We start from the raw sequence: 17,499 nt of genomic DNA, 5'->3' as shown, positions 1-17,499 counted from the left end.
TCTTAAACTGAACGTGCGAGAAGCGGGCGGGCTGGCGGTGTCGTCGTCGACCCCCTCTGAACACTGTAATAAAAAAGCGACCAAAGGTCGCCAAGTACATGCATGAAGGAGCGAAGCGGGCGGGGCGACGGCGATGCCGCCACCCCGCCCGCGGACAGAGCAATTTAACTGGCCAGAATAGGCGCGGCCACCTGCTTCTTGCGGGAGAGCACGCCGGGCATCCAGTTGCCGCCCTCGGCGCACTCGATGCCGAAGACGCGGTTCACGCGGGCCGGATCGCCCTCGACGATGAACTGCGAGCCCTCGGCCAGAATGTCGGTGACCAGCAGCAGGGCGAACTCGTAGCCGTTGTCCTCCACCAGCTTCTTCATATGGTCGCGAATCTCGCCCTCACGGTCCATGACCGTGGGCAGGTCCACCGTCTCGCGCTGGGCGATGAGCACGGTGACGTCGTCGTTGACCTTGAACTCCTTGGAGTCGGCCTCCACCAGCTTGTCGATGGGCATGGTAGCCTCGCCGCCGCGGGTGCGGAAGATGTCCATGCCAAACTCGACGGCGTCGACGCCCAGCTTGTCGGCCAGGAAGTTCACCTGGTCGATGTCCACCTGCGTGCAGGTGGGGCTCTTCATGATGACGGTGTCGGTAAGGATGGCCGACAGCAGCACAGCGGCGATGGAGTTGGGCAGCTCGATGCCCGTCTGGCGGTACTGCAGCGTCACGATGGTAGCCGTAGAGCCGATGGGCAGGTTCAGGAAGAGAATGGGGTTGGCCGTGGACACATCGGCAATGCGATGGTGGTCGATAATCTCGCACACCTCGGCGTTCTCGATGCCCGGCGCCGCCTGGCCAATCTCGTTGTGGTCCACGAGGATGACCTTCTGCTTCACTTCCTCGCCGTCCACCTGCACGGGGTTCACGTCCTCGATGAGCACGGGCTCGGGGATGTCGTTCTGCTCGAGAATCCAGGCGCTCTCGACGGGCAGCGGCCCCAAGCGAGCGGGCACGTACTCGACACCCTCGACATCGCCATCGCGCTCGGCCAGGGCGTTCTTCAGGTGAGCGTAGGCCACAGCGGCGGAAATGGAGTCGTTGTCGGGATTGCGATGACCCACGACGAGGATTTTGGCGGACATGGATTCCCCTTTCTTCACCAATTTACGGTTTTAAAGCAGTATACCGCTGTCCAGCGACACTGGCGACGGGCTATGGTACGGTTCTTCGAGAAACATCCGTCGTCGGACGGTTGACGGCGCGTCGACGCCCTGTCGATGGCCATCGTCCACAAAGGAGAAGCATGAAAACTTACGGCCTGCGCGACATTATCGGCCCGGTCATGGTGGGTCCCTCCAGCTCCCACACGGCCGGCGCCCTTCGCATTGCCTCCATCGCCCGCAAGTTGTTCGGCGGAACCCCGCCCCAGGTCACGTTCACGCTGTACGGGTCTTTCTCGGCTACGGGCTCGGGGCACGGCACCGACAAGGCCCTGGTGGCCGGCATCCTGGGCATGGCCGCCGACAACCCCGAGGTAGCCCGCTCCTTCGAGCAGGCCGAACGCGAAGGGGTGCACGTCAGCCTAGTATGGGACACCACCACTCCCGTAGATCACCCTAACACCGTGGACGTCCACTGCGAGGACGGCGCGGGGCACGTGCTGGACATGCGCGGAGTCTCCATTGGCGGCGGTGCGGCGGTTATTCGCCGCATCAACGACGTGGACGTGGACATCACCGGCGAGCACACCAGCGTCGTGGTGCGCCAGCACGATGTGCGCGGCGTGCTGGCCCATATCTCCTCGGTGCTGGCCCAGTGCGGCGTGAACATTGCCACGGCCAACCTGCACCGCGTGGAGAAGCGTGGCATCGCCTACACGGTCCTGGAAACCGACGACGACGTGGACGAGAGCGTCCGCGAGCAGCTTATCGACCACCCGGACGTGCTGAACGCCCGCATCATTCCCGCCATGACCGTGGCCGACACCGCCGCCGTGCCCGTGCCCGAAAACGCCGATGAGGTATTCGCCCGCTGGGACTACACCAACGGCGCCGAGCTGCTGGCCCTGTGCGCTCGGGAGCAATGCACTATTGCCGAGGCCTTCCGTGCCCGCGAAGAAGCCCTGTGCGCTCGCCAGGGTGTGGCTGCCGACATTGACCAGTATCTGGATCGCGTGCTTGCCGTCATGGACGCCGCGGCCACCACCCCCATCCAGCACCCCGAGCGCTCCATCGGAGGCCTCATCGGCGGCGAGGCAGCCAAGGTCACGGCCAGCCTGCAGGGAGACAACCCCCAGCGCCAGCTGATGGACCCCCTTACTGCCAAGGCGTCCATCTACGCCCTGGCCACCCTGGAAACCAATGCGAAGATGGGCATCATCGTGGCTACCCCCACGGCCGGCTCCTCCGGCGTGCTGCCCGGTGTGCTGCTGGCCCTGCGCGACGAGCGCGGGTTCACGCATGACGAGCTGCGCGAGGGTATTTTGGCCGCAGCGGCCGTCGGCTACCTCATCGCTCGCAACGCCAGCGTGTCCGGCGCCGAGGGCGGCTGTCAGGCCGAAGTGGGCTCGGCGGGCGCTATGGCCGCAGCTGCGGCCGTTACCATGGCCGGCGGCACGCCCACCCAGGCGCTCGACGCGGCGTCCAACGTCATCCAGTGTCTGCTGGGCCTGGTGTGCGACCCCGTGGGCGGCCTGGTGGAGCTTCCCTGCCAAAAGCGCGACGGCACCGCGGCGCCCCTGGCCCTTACCTGCGCGCAAATTGCCCTGGCCGGCGTCGAGAACCTGGTGCCCTTCGACGAGAACGTAGCCGTCATGGACAAGGTGGGCCGCGACATGCCCATGGAGCTGCGGGAGACCGCCCGCGGCGGCATTGCCATCGCCCCCAGCGCTTGCAGCTTCTGCGGCGGCTGCTAGATAATCGGCCCCTGGCAGCAACCGCACCATCGCTGCCAGAGGCTTTCGCTCCCATTTTTTGCTCGTTGGGGCATAGGCAGTCCCCTCCCTCAGTGCTACCCTGATTCCAGGGGCAAAGCTATGTGAGAGGAGATGCCTATGTCCATCGCGAAGAAATTCTCGACCGCCGCGTTAGCGGCGACGGTCGCAGCTGTTCTGGCCCTGGGCGGCCTGAGCCTGGCCGCCACACCTGCCACGGCCTTCGCCGACGGCGATGCCACCGCAGCCGCCACATCCGCGAAGACCTACACCATCAAGTACAAGGGTGTCAGCGGCGCGAAGAACACCAACCCCACCAAGGTGGAGAAGGGCAAGCTGACGCTGAAGAAGCCCACCAAGACGGGCTACACCTTCCAGGGCTGGTACCAGGGATCGAAGAAAGTCACCACCATCAACGTGAAGGCCAACACCACGGTCACCGCCAAGTGGAAGGCCAAGACCTACAAGATCACCTACAAGAACGTAAAGGGTACCAACAAGAACCCCGCCAAGTTCACCTACGGCAAGACCGTGACGCTGAAGAAGCTCTCCAAGAGCGGTTACACCTTCATGGGTTGGTACTCCGATAAGTACTTCACCTCTAAGAAGGTTTCCACGGTAGGCGGCAAAACGGCCAAGGCCCAGACCGTGTACGCCTGGTGGATCCAGAAACCTCGCACTGATCGCGAAACGCAGCTGGTGCGCATGGTGAACCTGGCCTACGATTCGCTGGATTCTGAAAGCTACACCAACGAGAAGATGGTCATCAACGCGCTGGTTCAAGCTGGAGCCACGCAGAAAGAGGCAAAGTTCGCTGCGCAGAACAGCCATGCCAACTACTATGTCCAGGCCATCAAGTGCGCGAAATACGCCAAGAATGCCCCTGAATTCGAGGGCGCTGACAGCAAAGCCCTGAAAGAATACGTCCACGGTCGTCTGCTTGACGTCGGTTTTACCAAGTCGCAAGCCGATTACGCTGTTAAGACAGTGAAGTTCTAGCTCCTTCGCACCCCCGTATGCAAAGGGTCCGCGCATCACAAGATGCGCGGACCCTTCTTTTTTGCAAGCTATCTTGACTGCCGCCAGCTTCAGGACGCCAGCTGTCAGCCGCTTGTCCCTACCCTATCTTTACGATGGGCGCGTAGTCCTTGAGCAGCTTCTTCGTCTGGCCGGTCTTAGCAAACTTCACGTGCAGAGTGTCGCCGTCCACCTTCACCACGGTGCCGCGGCCGAAGGTCTTGTGGTCCACCGTGTCGCCCTTGGCAAAGGTGGCCTTGGCGCCCTCTTTCTTGCCCGCGGCTGCCGAGCGTCCCGTGGTGCGGGCGCTGGCACGCAGCTCGCGCATCTCGTCGAAGGAGCGCCCGCGCGAACCGGAAGCGCTGGAGCGCCCGAACACGCGGCCCTCGCCCGCCTCGGTGCCCGAACCCGCAATGCCGCGGCGGCTGCCGCGCTTCTCCCAGCCCGTACCCGAGAAGCCCGAAGACCCCAGGCCCGTGGTCTGCCGCAGCTCGCTGGGAATTTCCCCAATGAAGCGCGAAGCAGGGTTCGCATTGGTCTGGCCGAAAATCTGTCGCTGCTGGGCACAGGTAAGACACAGACGCTTGCGGGCGCGCGTAATGGCCACGTAGGCCAAACGGCGCTCCTCTTCCACCGAGGCCGCGTCGCCCACGGAATTCATGTGGGGGAAGAGCGTCTCTTCCATGCCGGCCACCCAGACGCAGTCGAACTCCAAACCCTTGGACGAATGCACCGTCATGAGCGTGACGGCCTGGCCGTCCTCGGTTACCGTGTCCAAATCGGTACGCAGGCGCACCCACTCGATGAAGTCGGCCAGCGAGTCGCCGCGCAGGACGCGCACCGGCTCCTCGTCCTCGTTCTCCCCCACCGTGGGGGCAGCGTAGTCGGACTCTTCCGCATCGTGGGTTTCCACGAACTCGTCCACGACGCCCAAAAACTCTTGGATGTTCTCGATGCGACCGCGGGCCTCGTCGGTGCCCTCGGCCTCCAGGGCCTCGATGAGCCCTGCCTTGTCGATGATCATCTCGATGACCTTGCGCAAGTCGCCGCTGTAGGCCTGGCCGTCCTTGATGGTCTGCACGAAGGCGCCCACGCTGGCCCGGGTCGTCGCGCGGATCTCGGGGTCGACGATGGCCAGTTCGGCCGCGGTCATGAACGGGGCGTTCAGTTCGCGGGCAAACTGGTCGATGCGCTCGATGGTGGTTTTGCCAATGCCGCGACGGGGCACGTTGATGACGCGCTTGGCGGCAATGTCGTCGGCCGGGTTCACCACCAAGGTGAGGTAGGCCATGACGTCGCGGATTTCCGCGCGGTCGAAGAAGCGCGTGCCGCCCACAATGCGGTAGGGCACGCCGGCGCGCAGCAGCATATCTTCAAGCATGCGCGACTGGGCGTTGGTGCGGTAGAACACCGCCATGTTGTTGTAGGACGTGCCCTCGGCGCGGCGCTTCTCAATTTCGCCGGCAATCCAACGGCCCTCGTCGCGCTCGTCGGTAGCCAGGTACACCAAAATCTTCTCGCCGTCGCCCGCGTCGGTGAACAGACGCTTCGCCTTGCGATGCTGGTTGTTGGCAATCACAGCGTTGGCCGCGTTTAGAATGTTGCCCATACTGCGGTAGTTCTGCTCCAGCTTCACCACGTGGGCCTCGGGGTAATCGCTCTCGAACTCCAGGATGTTGCGCAAATCGGCACCGCGCCACGAGTAAATGGACTGGTCGTCGTCGCCCACCACCATCACGTTGCGGTGCGCCTGGGCCAGCAGCATGGTGATGGCGTACTGGGCGCGGTTCGTATCCTGATACTCGTCCACCATAATGTAGCGGAAACGCTCCTGGTAGGCATGGCGCACGTCTTCGTGCTGCTTCAGCAGCAGGTAGGCGTAGAGCAACAGATCATCGAAATCGAAGGCGTTGGCCGCGCGCAGGCGCGTCTGCAGAAGCTCGTAGACCTTCGCCGCCACTTTGCCCACGGGATCGGTGGCCTGGGCCGCGAAGTCCGCCGGCACCAGCAGGTCGTTCTTCGCCTGAGAGATACGGTTCATAAGGGCGTTGACCGGGTAGCGCTTCGGATCGATGGACAGGGTGGCCATGATGTCCTTGTACAGGCGCTTCAAGTCGTCAGTGTCGTAGATGGTGAAGTTGCGCGTGAAGCCCAGGCGCTCGGCGTCGGCGCGCAGCATGCGCACGCACATGGAGTGGAACGTGGACACCCACATGCCGCGGGAGCGCGGACCCACCAGCTGCGCCAAGCGCTCGCGCATCTCCGTGGCGGCCTTGTTGGTGAAGGTGATGGCCAGAATTTCCCAGGGAGCCACGTTCAGGTCCTCCACCATGTGAGCAATGCGATAGGTAAGCACGCGCGTTTTGCCGGAGCCGGCGCCGGCCAAGACCAGCAGCGGTCCTTCGGTAGTAAGCACGGCCTCGCGCTGCGGGGCGTTCAGGGTGTCGATATCAATGGGCACAGATCTATCCTTGTCGCTTGTGGTTGGTTGGTATCGCGGGGGCCGCGATGGCGGCAGCGCCTTCCCCGGGCGCAAAAAAGCCGCCCAAAAGCGGACGGCTTTCTATTCTATCTTCCCACGGCGTTTGTGGGGGCAAAGGCCACGAAGGATTCACCACCTGTTCGATAAACGACGCTGCGGAGCGACGGCGCGCAGCGTTGCGTGCTTCCCGGCGGCCCCCCGCTGGCCTAGGCTGGCCGCTGCTGCGACGGTGGCCTAGGCTCCCGTGGAGTCGTCAACGGCCTCGGGCGCCTCGCGGGTGGCGCTGCCGTAGGCGGGGGCCTCGCCGAACCACGATTCAAAGAGCTCGTCGTAGCTGCCGTCGGCCTGCAACTGCGTCAGAGCCTCATTAACCTTCGCTGCAAGCTCGCTATTGCCTGCCGCTACCACGAACGCGTAATCCGTGGAAAGCGGTGTCGTCTCGACAATTTGCAGATGGGGCTCCTTCACCTTAACGTAGCGCTTGAGGCGCGGCTCGTCCACAACAGCCGCCTGAGCGCGCTCGGAGTTGACCTCCATCATGGCATCGAGGTCGTGATCGAAGGAAACCACCTCGGCCTGGGGCAGACGCTCTGCCACCCAAGCCGCCGCCGCATCGCTGGACACGGCCACCTTAACGCCCTCGGCTTCCAGAGCGGCTGCGTCATCGTAACCCGTGCTGTCCTTGGTGATGAGCACCAAGTTGGCGCTCAGATACGGATCGGAGAAGGCAACCCCCTCCAGCGGCGCATCCAAGGGAATGGACGATGCGCCCAGGTCAGCTGCGCCTTCCCCCACCTTCGCCGCCACGTCCGCGGGGGTACCTTCGCTGATGGACTGGTCCTCGGCCTTGTGGTTGACGGCCGGCGCAAATTCAATGGACAGGCCGGTGCGCTCGCCAATCAGCTTCAGCAAGTCGCAGGTAAAGCCGTTCTGGCTGGTAGCCGTTTCCTGCTCGTAGGGATCGTTGTTGAGCGATGAGGCGACCAGCAGCACGCCTTCTTCGGCGGTGATTCCGGAGGGCGTGCTTTCGGCCGACGTGTCTACGGAAGCTTTCGCTACGTCCTCGGAGGCCTCGTTCGCACATCCTGCCAAGGTCACCGCAAGGCCAAGGGCCGCTACCAGCGCCACGCCCTGCCGCACGCGCGCACCCGCACCGCCTCCCAACCAAGCTTTCCCCGGCTGCAACCATCGACTCGCCATAACGTCACTCCTTTGCTTCCGCTTCACTGCCTCCTAGGCACGGTTCTTCCATTTCACCTTACCTTTACAGCGATGCGGAGCATCATCCCGACGCGGCGGTGACATCATCCCCCTAGGGCTAAATTCAACAAAAGCGAAGCAAATTGCTTAACAATTCGCATCTCCTTGGCAAACCGACCGTGGCGCGCACCAGAGCTGGATACCATAGGGGCAAGAAACATCACCCTGATGCCGCAAGGCATCGTGGGGCGCCTACAGGAGCAGAAAGACGGAGCGCGCCCGCGCCGCTCCCGCCAGAGAGGACCTATCATGAGCGAGCATAAGAAGCAGGGACACAACAAGCATCACGAGAGCTTTGCCGAGCGCGACCCCCTGGCCGCCGAGCAGCCCGATGTCCTGGAATCCTCGGCAAGCGATCCCGAGTTTCCCGCCATGCAGGAATTTGAAGTGGACAAGGGCGGCCCCAAGGCCAATACGCGCAAGCACCCGGGCCTCATTTGGATTGTGGTAGCCGTGGTGGCCGTTATCGCCCTGTGCATTGCCTTTGCCGTGGCCGGTGACTGGATGAGCCCCACCCAGGCGGAAAAGACCCAGCAAACCGAGTTCGAGGAAATGACCGTCCCGGAGGATCTGGGCTCCAACGAAGATCCCGCCGCCATGGACACGAAGTAAAACTCCTTCATTCCGACAAGAGCCACCACGATCGGAGCGCACGAACACCCCAAAACGCAGCTCCGATCGCTCTGTCGGACAAACACCCCTTATCAGCGTGAGGCCCCCTTGAAGGGGGCCTCACCAGTTCCTGACTTCAATCGGCTACTTCTTCGTCGTCGCCGCCTTCACCTTCGACCAACTCGAGGACGTGGTTTTCTTTGTGGTGGGATGCTTGTAGTACGAGCGCACTTTCACGTAGTACTTTTTCTTGGCCTTGAGCTTCGAAATGGTCAGCTTCGTGGTGCTAGCGCCCTTCACCTTTTTCTTGATGGTGGTTTTGGCGGTGAACTTCTTCGACGTGGACACCCACACCTCGTAGCCGGTGGTGGCCTTCGGCTGCTTCACCCACTTGATTGTCAGCTTCTTCTTGCCCGGCGTGACGCTCTTCAGCGCGAAGGGGGCGGCCTTGGGCGCAGATGCTGCAGTGGTAGCGGCCGGCTTGGGCGCGGCCAACGGCACCGTCACCGTTTTCTGAGCGTCGACGGGCGCCGTAGCCGCCACGCCCGTCTGAGGCGTGCCGAAGCTTTGCACCCAGTAGTACATATTGCCCAGCTTGGCGCAGGCAATACCCACCGCCGTGAAGCGCGGCTCCAGCATGTTGCGACGATGGCCCTGGCCCGCGTAGGTCTTGTCGTCCTCGCGCCACAGATCGAACACGTAGGCGCTCTTGCTCATGCGTCCCGTGCCCGAGGCGATGTTCTCGCCACGACCTCGCAGCGGCAGCTGGGAAAACGCCGTCGTATAGCTTTCGCCGTTGGGGCGCGTATGGCTGTGGGAGATGGTCAGCTCGGCCGCCCGCAGCATGGCCACGCCCTCCAGGCCGTAATCGTAGGCAAGGGGCTGGAGCCCCGTGTAGGACACCTCGATGCTGTCGCTGCTATCCCAGCACTTCGCCCCTGAAGCACGGAAGTCGTTGATCGAGGCCAGCATGCTGCGCGCCTCGCTCTGGCAATAGGTAACCGTCACTTGCTTGGAGGGGGCCGTAGCGGCCTGAGCCGGAGCGGCGGGGAGCATCACCATCGTTGCGACAAGGGCAGCAGCCGTGAAGATGCACACCAGACGGTCGAGAGCCTTCTTCAGATGCGCAGAGGTGTTCTGCTGGACAAAAGAGGAGGTCATAGGGCCTACTTTCCGTTCGAGAGACGTCTCGACGCATCCTAGCAAAAGGCACTTAAGTCGATCAATTGACTAAGAATAAGTGATTGATTTTATGTCAACAACTATAGAAAGCGCGCCTTTCGCCTGGGCAAAAGGCGCGCTTCGAGGCACGACGCAGGCCGACGCTACTTGGTCTTGGCGGACTTCACCTTTGACCAGGAAGAATTAATCACTTTCTTAGTCGCCGGATCCTTGTAGTAGGTGCGCACTTTCACATAGTAGGTTTTCTTGGCCTTCAGCTTGGACACCGTCAGCGACGACTTCGACTTCACAACGGTCTTCTTCACCGTAGTTTTCGCCGTGAACTTCTTGGAAGTGGATACCCACACCTCGTAGCCCGATACGCTCTTGGTCTGCTTCTGCCATTTGACCGTCAGCTTCTTCGCGGCGCCCTTCACGCTGGACAACGCGGGAGTGGGAGGCGCCACTTTCACCGTCACGGTAGTCGTCGCCCCGTCAAGCGTTGCCTTGAGCTGGGCCGTGCCAGCCGTCTTCGCTACCACCTTTCCCTTGGAAATGGCGGCCACTGAAGGCTTGGAGCTGGTCCATTTAGCGCCGCTGGTATCGAGTCCCAAAACGCCAGAAGGCCAGTTGCCTCGCACGGGAACCTGCAGGGAAAGAGCAGGGAGAGCTTTGGAAGCACCAGCCTGGAGGGACAAGCTCGAGGAGGCGGCAGTCAGTTTCCTGTTTCCGAGGATGGCCTGATCAACTTCGACCTCAACAAGGTGCTTACCGTTATCGGCCGTGGTTGCCGGCGCATTGGAGTTCACGTCCCCGAAGTTCTGCACCCAGTAACCAATGCCGTTGCATCGCACGTAGCCGATACCCACCGCAGCAAAGCGGGAATTGAGCATATTGCGACGGTGACCCTGGCCGGCGTACTTCTCATTGTCTTCACGCCACGCCATGAACATGGCATCGCGCGAGCCCATGGTTCCGGTGCCGGCGGCAATGTTCTCTCCCCAGCCACGAAGAGGTAGTCCCTCAAATGCCGTGAAACAGCTTTCGCCGTTGGGTCGCTTATGGTCATAGTAGACGGCAATCTCCGCCGCACGCAGCATGGCCACTTGCTCCAAGGCATAATCATAGGTAAGCGGCTGAAGACCGGAATAAGTCACCAGCGCTGTATTGGTCTCGTTCCAACACTGGGCGTTCGAGGCCCGAAAGTCGTTAATCATCTTAAGCATGCTGCGCGCTTCCGTCTGGCCGTAGGTGACCGGCACCTTGAGCGTCGTGGTAGCAGCAACAGCCTTCCCCGACGGCAGGATGGTCATGGTGGCAGCCAAAGCGACAGCCAGAAGCACACACAGAACGCGCCGCGTCGCGCTCGTTCCGAGAGAAGACAAGCATTGCGAATTTGGAAGAGCACCCATAGGAACCTCTTTCTGCCTCTCGTGAATTACCCCAGGTCGCATCATAATAACGCGCTCCTGCTGATGCAAGGGAGCGCGCACGAGAGACGGAGAAAATGAAACAACGAGCGGAGCGTCATACCGTTGCCGCGCCAAACGGCAGCAGAGAGCAGGAGCCTACGACACCACCGCGCCAAACGGCAGCAGCGAGAGCTTCGCCATCTTGAAGCACTGCAGGCCGATGGGGATGCCGATAACGGTAATGCAATAGCCAACAGCAAGAAGAAGATACGACAGGGCCATGGGAATGCCGGCAAAAATAACCCAGATAATATTGGCAATCAGAGACGGCGCACCGCCGCCATAGGTGATGGTCTTCCCAAAGGGAGCCAAGGTCAGCGAGGCCATCTTGAAGCACTGCCGCCCCAACGGAATGCCGACGATGGTAAGGGAGAAAATAATCCCCACAAAGCACCAAGCAATAGCCGTAATAAGCCCACCCAGAATAATCCAAATTATGTTAGCAATGGTGGACATGCGGCTAATGCTACCAGATTCCCATGTACCCAGTAAGCAACGAGGCGCGATCGTTTAACGGTGGTCACGATAGCCACAACACATTGCGCACGTCGCCTCATAAACGCATGATCTGCTTCTTTTTTGATTCGAATTCCTCCGGAGTAAGGACATCGGCATCAAGCAGTTCTTTCAGCTTTACAACAAGCTCTAGCTCCTTCTCAACAGGTACGATCCCTTCGTCTTTCTCCCCGACGCCGGAGGAGAAACCCTCGTTCTCGCCAGCACTTTTCACCTCTATAAGACGTTCATCGCCAGCATCCTCATCAATCTTCACCGACTCGACAACAACTTCTTCCTCATTCGTCAAAGGCTTTCCGTCAGGATTTTCATCTTCGATGAAAACCTTCATAGCGTTCTTCGCAATCACTATTGTAGTAGCTACATCTACCGAACCACCAATGATCCCACCCGCCACTGGAACCATTTTTCCTAAGTTAATTGCTCCTTTTTCACCAAATTTGGTAAGCAGTCGGAAACCTACCTTCTTGTTGATTGCCGCCAACGCCGAACCGGGAATTTTCTTAATCGCAGCTTCTAGTGTTTTATTTCCTACTTTGATGCCAACCTGCTTCGCAACGTCAGTCACAGCGGACCCCGTCAAACACATGTAGACCAGTGTTTGCACCTGGTCCGATCGAATATCATAGCCCCCCAGCTTTGCTATAGCTGCCACCATTCTCATTTGGACATACAGCACGCTGCCGATGTTCGCAGGGATTGTCACGGGGAGCGTTATCACGCCTCCTAGGCCGCTTAAAAACCCTGAGGTACCACACTTCGCTACCTGCGCTTTCGATAAAGCAAGGGCGGCCTTTTCCGGGGAGTCGCTCTTTTCCCAATAGTCTTTAACCAGATCTTCAACCGAACGACTTACTTTTGGAATTCCATCAAGAGCCTTTTCATACAAAGCCGCAAGTATCCGGCCTGCCTCATCTTCGCCTATTGGGCCTTCGCCTTGCTGCGCCCCATCCACCACCTCAGCCTCTATAAAAACTTCTTCTGTTGGGCAATCTGCCGTTTTCTCAGCTGCAAATCTACTTGATATACCTTCAAAGGCACCGGAAGCTTTTGTGGCAACCTGTACGCCCAATTCTTTTATAGAAGACGTCGCAGGTTTGACAAACCGATCAGCCAGCGATTGCCTATTGCCCTCGACTGCTTTGCTGCTGTTGTCCCAGGAATCTTCATCGGCCATGCTTTACTCCCATTCAACGATATAGGTCTCTCCAATAGCGCGACCCGCGTTTACGATATAGCCCTCAATCGTACGCTTAGCACGCTCTTTTGCCTGAGCAAGCATAGAGGTATTTTGTCGGGCGGTCTCCTCCATGTTTTCTTGAGCAGACGCAACAGCATTCGTTTTCTCTTCCATCGATACTTCGGTAAAAAGTCCTGCATCAACAAGGGGGTCAGACAAAGAGTCTTTATCAAGAGAAATGCTAAGGATCTGAGCATCCGGGATGTGAACTCGCACTACTCCTTCCTCCGTTGGCTGGCTAATCTGAACCTGAGCAACATCAATGCCAACCTCAACGATACCGCTGTATTCCATCCACAGCTTCTTGTAACCGGTTCCTAGAAGTCCGCCAAAAATGCCCGATGCCTCTTCTCGGGATTCAGCGACATTGTGGTAATAGCACTTAAGAGTAGCTAACTCACACACCGAACTGATACCCGAAAAGTCCGCATTTTTCTTCGGCTCGCTTGCGGCGCACCCCACGAGTGGACTTAGGCTCAAGCAGAAGCACAATCCCGCAACAATAAGTTTCGACTTCACGCGCACGCCCCTCATACCTCCTCCGACATGGACCACTCAAGCGTATAGCCTTTACCTTTCAAGATAGGGTTGGTCAGAGCCTCAATAACTGCTCTTAGGTTCTCCTCTGCCGCTACCTCGAAATCTTCTGCATCAGAAGCCTCGTTGGCGATATCTTGCTCGCATATTTTGAGGATTTCCTTTAGGTCGCCGTCAGGATTCTCGGGCATATAGCTCAACTGGTCGGTATCTACCTCAATGTTAGTAATATCAACCTTCGGGAGATGCGGGTATACTTTTTTAGCTACGTTGTCAACCTCAAAAGTAACCTCGCTCATTTTTATGCCAGCTTTCACCTTAGCATCGTAGGAAATACGAAAGTCAACCTCCCCGTTCTCTTTGCATTTCTCCGCAATGCCGTTATAGACAAACTCTGCTGTTGATAACTCATCAATATCTACGGCCTTTTCCAATTGGGCAGATGTGACGAAGTCTTCTTTGTCGAAAAAGGAGGACTGCCCAGGACCTAGTACGGCGAAGAGAACAGCAAGTAAAACAACTGCAGAAGCACCTATCACTATGGCGATCTTCGCAGCTGGATGCAGACCCTTCGCCTTTCTTCTGCGGGTCTTATCTGCAGTTCCTTTTTTCTGCGTAGGAGCTTTTCTTTGGCTTGCTGAAGTCATGCTGCCGTCTTTGTCGTCGCTTAATCTCTGCTCAAGGCTTTTTTGAGCTTTGCCCACGACACCTAGAGCTGCCTTTGTAGCTTCGTCGGAAAGCCCCCTAGCTGCGTCTCTCGCTACATCAGTCGCTTTATTCGCAAACTGATTCGCTGCATCTTTTGCTGCTGTAGCAGCTTTGTCAGCAGCCTGTTCGACAATCTCTCTGGCCTTGCTATCGGCTGATTCCGATCCATCTATCTCTTTCACCAACACTCCTCCGAAAACAAGACGAGGTCATTCTTCTCCAATCGACTTCATATATGAAGCCAACTAGGCAAGTATACCGCATACGCTTAGGGCATGAATGCAGACGAGAAACGTATCGCTCTTGGTTCAGCGATCAGAAAACGGCGGGAAGAGCAGGGGCTTTCCCAGCAGAAGCTTGCGCTCATGATTGGCAGCAGCAAGTCTCATATTTGGCGCATTGAGTCCGGACGCGTTAGCGTCGGGATCGATGATCTTGGCCGCATCGCCGATGCCCTGGATGTCTGCGTTTCGAAGCTGATCTCATTTTAGCGAGCAGCCTCCCCTGGTTCATTAGCCAGCAGCTAAGATTTGCTGCTTTGGTGGCACCAATAATGAAGCCGTCTTTTCGTCACGCCGTGGCGACAGGCTGAAGCCTTCCTCCCCTAGATCCTTGAGCTCTGCTATGCTTCTCTCTATGGAAACGCTTTATGACATGCACTGCCATCTGGGATTCGCGCCTGACCCTTCCCTTGCTGCCGCCGATGCGGAACGGCGAGGCATCAGCGCTTTTTCCTGCACGGTAACGCCTGAGGAGTTCGAAGTTTTGGCTCCGCAGCTTGCCGACTCGCCCAATGTTCGCGTTGGTCTTGGGGCTCATCCCTGGTGGATTGCCGACGGGCGCATAGGCAGCGCACAACTTGATGCGTTCTGCGCCCTCGCGCCTTCCTCCCCTTTCATCGGAGAAATTGGACTCGACTTTGCCGGTCCACGCGATACCCCCGAAAGTCGCCAGCAGCAAAACGCCGCTTTCGCGCGCATCCTGGCCGCCTGCAATGAGGCGGCCCCGCAGGAGAGCGGAATCACGACTACCGCACCTGCGCAAGAGTCTTCCTCCATATCCGCCTGCCTCTCCAAGCTCATTTCCATCCACGCAGTTAACGCTGCCTCCGAGGTCCTGGACGCTCTAGAGGCCGCGAACACGCTCAGCCACCACCAGGTGATCTTCCACTGGTTCTCCGGCTCTTCCGACGACCTGCAGCGCGCTCTGCACGCTGGCTGCTTCTTCTCGGTAGGACCGCGCATGCTGGCCTCGCGCCGCGGGCGCGAGTACGCGCGGCAGATCCCCCTCGGGCGCCTTCTCTTGGAAACCGACATGCCGGCCCACGACGGCGAATCCCTTCCCGCCAACACCTGGGAAGCCGAACTGCGCAACGCCCTCACCGGTATCGCACAGCTCAAGGGCATCGATCCCGCCGACCTTTCGAAGCAGCTAGCCACCACAAGCGAAGCACTGTTGGCAGGGATAATCCCCGATCCGAACCTTCTTCCCGACAAATCTCAGCGATAATAGGCCCATGTCAAAGAAGCCGAAAAAGATACGTCTGGATGAGCTGTTGATTGCCCGGGGCGACTTCGCCACGCCGGGCGAGGTGCTTCGAGCGGTCATGGCGCGCGAGGTACGCGTTGACGACGTGTACGTCACCAGCGCCGCAGTAAAGGTCTCTCCCGATGCCGACATCTTCCTGCGTGGACGCAAGCAGTTCGTCTCGCGCGGCGGCCATAAGCTGCAAGGGGCCTTGGACGCCTTCGGTCAGTCCGTCGAGGGTATGACATGCCTGGACATCGGCTCATCCACGGGCGGCTTCACCGATTGCCTTCTGCAAGCAGGAGCCGCACGGGTGGCGGCGTTGGATGTGAACTACGGGCAACTGGCCTGGAAGCTGCGCCAGGACGAGCGCGTGGCGGTTTTCGAACGCACCAACATCAAAGACGCTGACCCTGCCGCCCTAGGCGCGCCCTTCGATCTTATCGTCATCGATGTGTCGTTTATCGGCTTGGCCGGCCTCGCGCCCCTGTTCCCCCGCTTCAGCAAACCGGGCACCGTGTTCATTGGCCTGGTGAAACCCCAATTCGAATCGGCCCACGAGGAAACCGATCGCGGCATTGTGCGCGACGAAGCCATCCGTCTGCGCACGGTAGAAGAAGTGCGGGAAGCACTGGCCGCTGCGTCCTTCGAAGTAACAGGCACCATTGAGTCCCCCATCACCGGCGCCGAGGGCAACGTCGAGTACCTCGTGCGCGCAATCTACCGCGGATAAAGAACCGCGCGGGCACCCCCCGAAGGAGCGCCCGCGCGCATTCGCGATCTTTCCGTCAGCCTTTACGGCAGCAGCAGCTGGGCAATCTGCACGGCGTTGAGCGCCGCGCCCTTGCGAATCTGGTCGGCCACGTCCCAGAACGCAATGCCGTGCTCCACCGTGGGATCCTTGCGCAAACGACCCACGAAGGTGCCGTCGGTGCCAGCCAGCAGGCCGGGCATGGGGTACACCTTGTTCTCCGTGTCGTCCATAACCTCGACGCCCGGGGCGGCCTCCAAGGCGGCACGGGCCTGCTCCACGGTCACTTCATCAGCGAACTCCACGTTGATGGACTCGCCATGGCAGCGCAGCACGGGCACGCGTACGCAGGTGGCAGCCACCTGGATGTTCGGATCGCCCATGATCTTCTTCGTCTCCACCACCATCTTCCACTCTTCCTTGGTGGAACCATCCTCCAGGAACACGTCGATGTGCGGAATGGTGTTGAAGGCAATGCGATGGGCGAAGGCCTCGATGGTCAGCTCCTCCTCGGGCTTGCCGTCCAAAAACTCGCGGGTCTGATCGTACAGCTCGGCCATGGCCGGGGCACCGGCGCCCGAAGCGGCCTGATAGGTGGACACCACCACGCGCGTGATGGGCGACAGGTCGTACAGCGGCTTCAAGGCCACCACCATCTGAATGGTGGAGCAGTTCGGGTTCGCAATGACGCCATTGTGCCAGGCCACATCCTGCGGATTCACCTCGGGCACCACCAACGGCACATCCTCGTCCATGCGGAAGGCGCTGGAGTTGTCGATCATCACCGCGCCGGCCGCCGTCACGGCCTCACGCATAGCCTTGGACACGCCCGCACCGGCCGAGAACAGCGCAATGTCGACGCCCTCGAAGGACTCGGGAGTCATCTCCTGTACGGTCAGCTCGCCAGCCGGCACCAGGCCGCAGCCCTCAAACGGCACCGTCTTGCCCGCGGAACGAGCGCTCGCCAGCGCGCGTACCTCGGAAGCCGGGAAATCAACATCGTGCAGAACCTTCAAGAACTCCTGCCCCACAGCGCCTGTGGCACCAGCCACCGCCACAACGGGATTCGCGGGAATTTCTTTCGTCCAAGCCATTGCAAGTTCCTTTCTTTCGCAACCCCGCAGCGTCGAGACGGCCGGGAGGGGTACGCCGAGTTCTCTGAAAACTAATTTCTCCTACCAATATCCCCGGTTCGCCCAAGGAAGTCAGCGAGGTTTCGACAGGTGCCTGGCATTGTGCTGAGTGAACAGCCCAGTGGGCTGTTCAGGACTGACTATGCGCCCGAGAGGGCGC

16 protein-coding genes are annotated in these 17,499 nt (G+C 59.8%); 6 read left to right on the top strand and 10 right to left on the bottom strand.

Annotated features, from left to right (window positions below):
• Positions 1–164: 164 nt before the first annotated feature.
• Positions 165–1,133: a manganese-dependent inorganic pyrophosphatase gene (locus PZH32_RS04775; RefSeq protein ID WP_275206542.1), complete on the bottom strand. Its 969-nt coding sequence runs from the start codon at positions 1,131–1,133 to the stop codon at positions 165–167.
• A 161-nt stretch (positions 1,134–1,294) separates the two neighbouring features.
• On the opposite strand from PZH32_RS04775, the gene sdaAA reads away from it, so the two are divergent.
• Positions 1,295–2,905, top strand: a complete 1,611-nt coding sequence (sdaAA, locus tag PZH32_RS04770) for an L-serine ammonia-lyase, iron-sulfur-dependent, subunit alpha (RefSeq protein ID WP_275206541.1) — start codon at positions 1,295–1,297, stop codon at positions 2,903–2,905.
• Between the two features lie 138 nt (positions 2,906–3,043).
• On the top strand, positions 3,044–3,922 hold the full coding sequence (locus tag PZH32_RS04765; protein WP_275206540.1) for an InlB B-repeat-containing protein: 879 nt from the start codon (positions 3,044–3,046) through the stop codon (positions 3,920–3,922).
• A gap of 118 nt (positions 3,923–4,040) precedes the next feature.
• Here the strand turns inward: PZH32_RS04765 and PZH32_RS04760 are convergent, their stop codons facing one another.
• On the bottom strand, positions 4,041–6,401 hold the full coding sequence (locus PZH32_RS04760) for an ATP-dependent helicase (RefSeq protein ID WP_275206539.1): 2,361 nt from the start codon (positions 6,399–6,401) through the stop codon (positions 4,041–4,043).
• A gap of 255 nt (positions 6,402–6,656) precedes the next feature.
• Positions 6,657–7,622, bottom strand: a complete 966-nt coding sequence (locus PZH32_RS04755) for a substrate-binding periplasmic protein (RefSeq protein WP_275206538.1) — start codon at positions 7,620–7,622, stop codon at positions 6,657–6,659.
• Between the two features lie 309 nt (positions 7,623–7,931).
• Between PZH32_RS04755 and PZH32_RS04750 the strand changes: the two genes are divergently transcribed.
• Positions 7,932–8,294 (top strand): hypothetical protein, encoded by a 363-nt coding sequence (locus tag PZH32_RS04750; protein ID WP_275206537.1) that lies wholly within the window; start codon positions 7,932–7,934, stop codon positions 8,292–8,294.
• Between the two features lie 144 nt (positions 8,295–8,438).
• Here PZH32_RS04750 and PZH32_RS04745 read toward each other — a convergent pair whose 3' ends face one another.
• From PZH32_RS04745 to PZH32_RS04720, 6 genes are all read right to left on the bottom strand, one after another.
• On the bottom strand, positions 8,439–9,455 hold the full coding sequence (locus PZH32_RS04745) for a CAP domain-containing protein (RefSeq protein WP_275206536.1): 1,017 nt from the start codon (positions 9,453–9,455) through the stop codon (positions 8,439–8,441).
• Positions 9,456–9,619: 164 nt separating this feature from the next.
• Positions 9,620–10,798: a CAP domain-containing protein gene (locus tag PZH32_RS04740; protein ID WP_275206535.1), complete on the bottom strand. Its 1,179-nt coding sequence runs from the start codon at positions 10,796–10,798 to the stop codon at positions 9,620–9,622.
• Positions 10,799–11,023: 225 nt separating this feature from the next.
• A complete protein-coding gene (locus PZH32_RS04735) occupies positions 11,024–11,383 on the bottom strand; it encodes a YccF domain-containing protein (RefSeq protein ID WP_275206534.1) in 360 nt (119 codons plus the stop codon).
• Positions 11,384–11,480: 97 nt separating this feature from the next.
• Positions 11,481–12,620, bottom strand: coding sequence for an EcsC family protein (locus PZH32_RS04730; protein ID WP_275206533.1), 1,140 nt, complete (start codon positions 12,618–12,620; stop codon positions 11,481–11,483).
• A gap of 3 nt (positions 12,621–12,623) precedes the next feature.
• Positions 12,624–13,208, bottom strand: coding sequence for a DUF4230 domain-containing protein (locus PZH32_RS04725; RefSeq protein ID WP_275206532.1), 585 nt, complete (start codon positions 13,206–13,208; stop codon positions 12,624–12,626).
• 5 nt (positions 13,209–13,213) lie between these two features.
• A complete protein-coding gene (locus PZH32_RS04720) occupies positions 13,214–14,110 on the bottom strand; it encodes a DUF4230 domain-containing protein (protein ID WP_275206531.1) in 897 nt (298 codons plus the stop codon).
• Between the two features lie 93 nt (positions 14,111–14,203).
• On the opposite strand from PZH32_RS04720, the gene PZH32_RS04715 reads away from it, so the two are divergent.
• The 3 genes from PZH32_RS04715 to PZH32_RS04705 all read left to right on the top strand — a co-directional run bounded on the left by PZH32_RS04715 (position 14,204) and on the right by PZH32_RS04705 (position 16,188).
• Positions 14,204–14,419: a helix-turn-helix domain-containing protein gene (locus PZH32_RS04715; protein WP_275206529.1), complete on the top strand. Its 216-nt coding sequence runs from the start codon at positions 14,204–14,206 to the stop codon at positions 14,417–14,419.
• Positions 14,420–14,552: 133 nt separating this feature from the next.
• Complete coding sequence (locus tag PZH32_RS04710; protein ID WP_275206527.1) at positions 14,553–15,437, top strand: TatD family hydrolase; 885 nt, start codon at positions 14,553–14,555, stop codon at positions 15,435–15,437.
• 7 nt (positions 15,438–15,444) lie between these two features.
• Complete coding sequence (locus PZH32_RS04705; RefSeq protein ID WP_275206526.1) at positions 15,445–16,188, top strand: TlyA family RNA methyltransferase; 744 nt, start codon at positions 15,445–15,447, stop codon at positions 16,186–16,188.
• 62 nt (positions 16,189–16,250) lie between these two features.
• Here PZH32_RS04705 and PZH32_RS04700 read toward each other — a convergent pair whose 3' ends face one another.
• A complete protein-coding gene (locus PZH32_RS04700) occupies positions 16,251–17,300 on the bottom strand; it encodes an aspartate-semialdehyde dehydrogenase (RefSeq protein WP_275206524.1) in 1,050 nt (349 codons plus the stop codon).
• Between the last annotated feature and the right edge of the window lie 199 nt (positions 17,301–17,499).

The sequence above is a fragment of the Adlercreutzia equolifaciens genome (assembly GCF_029076695.1).
GTDB classification, from domain to species: Bacteria; Actinomycetota; Coriobacteriia; order Coriobacteriales; family Eggerthellaceae; genus Adlercreutzia; species Adlercreutzia equolifaciens_A.
This window is presented reverse-complemented; position numbering and strand designations above follow the sequence as displayed.

Bases quoted from the DNA above. Each gene is read 5' to 3' on its own strand.
- PZH32_RS04775 (WP_275206542.1), bottom strand. From the start codon at position 1,133: ATGTCCGCCAAAATCCTCGTCGTGGGTCATCGCAATCCCGACAACGAC.
- sdaAA (WP_275206541.1), top strand. From the start codon at position 1,295: ATGAAAACTTACGGCCTGCGCGACATTATCGGCCCGGTCATGGTGGGT.
- PZH32_RS04765 (WP_275206540.1), top strand. From the start codon at position 3,044: ATGTCCATCGCGAAGAAATTCTCGACCGCCGCGTTAGCGGCGACGGTC.
- PZH32_RS04755 (WP_275206538.1), bottom strand. From the start codon at position 7,622: ATGGCGAGTCGATGGTTGCAGCCGGGGAAAGCTTGGTTGGGAGGCGGT.
- PZH32_RS04750 (WP_275206537.1), top strand. From the start codon at position 7,932: ATGAGCGAGCATAAGAAGCAGGGACACAACAAGCATCACGAGAGCTTT.
- PZH32_RS04745 (WP_275206536.1), bottom strand. From the start codon at position 9,455: ATGACCTCCTCTTTTGTCCAGCAGAACACCTCTGCGCATCTGAAGAAG.
- PZH32_RS04735 (WP_275206534.1), bottom strand. From the start codon at position 11,383: ATGTCCACCATTGCTAACATAATTTGGATTATTCTGGGTGGGCTTATT.
- PZH32_RS04730 (WP_275206533.1), bottom strand. From the start codon at position 12,620: ATGGCCGATGAAGATTCCTGGGACAACAGCAGCAAAGCAGTCGAGGGC.
- PZH32_RS04715 (WP_275206529.1), top strand. From the start codon at position 14,204: ATGAATGCAGACGAGAAACGTATCGCTCTTGGTTCAGCGATCAGAAAA.
- PZH32_RS04710 (WP_275206527.1), top strand. From the start codon at position 14,553: ATGCTTCTCTCTATGGAAACGCTTTATGACATGCACTGCCATCTGGGA.
- PZH32_RS04705 (WP_275206526.1), top strand. From the start codon at position 15,445: ATGTCAAAGAAGCCGAAAAAGATACGTCTGGATGAGCTGTTGATTGCC.
- PZH32_RS04700 (WP_275206524.1), bottom strand. From the start codon at position 17,300: ATGGCTTGGACGAAAGAAATTCCCGCGAATCCCGTTGTGGCGGTGGCT.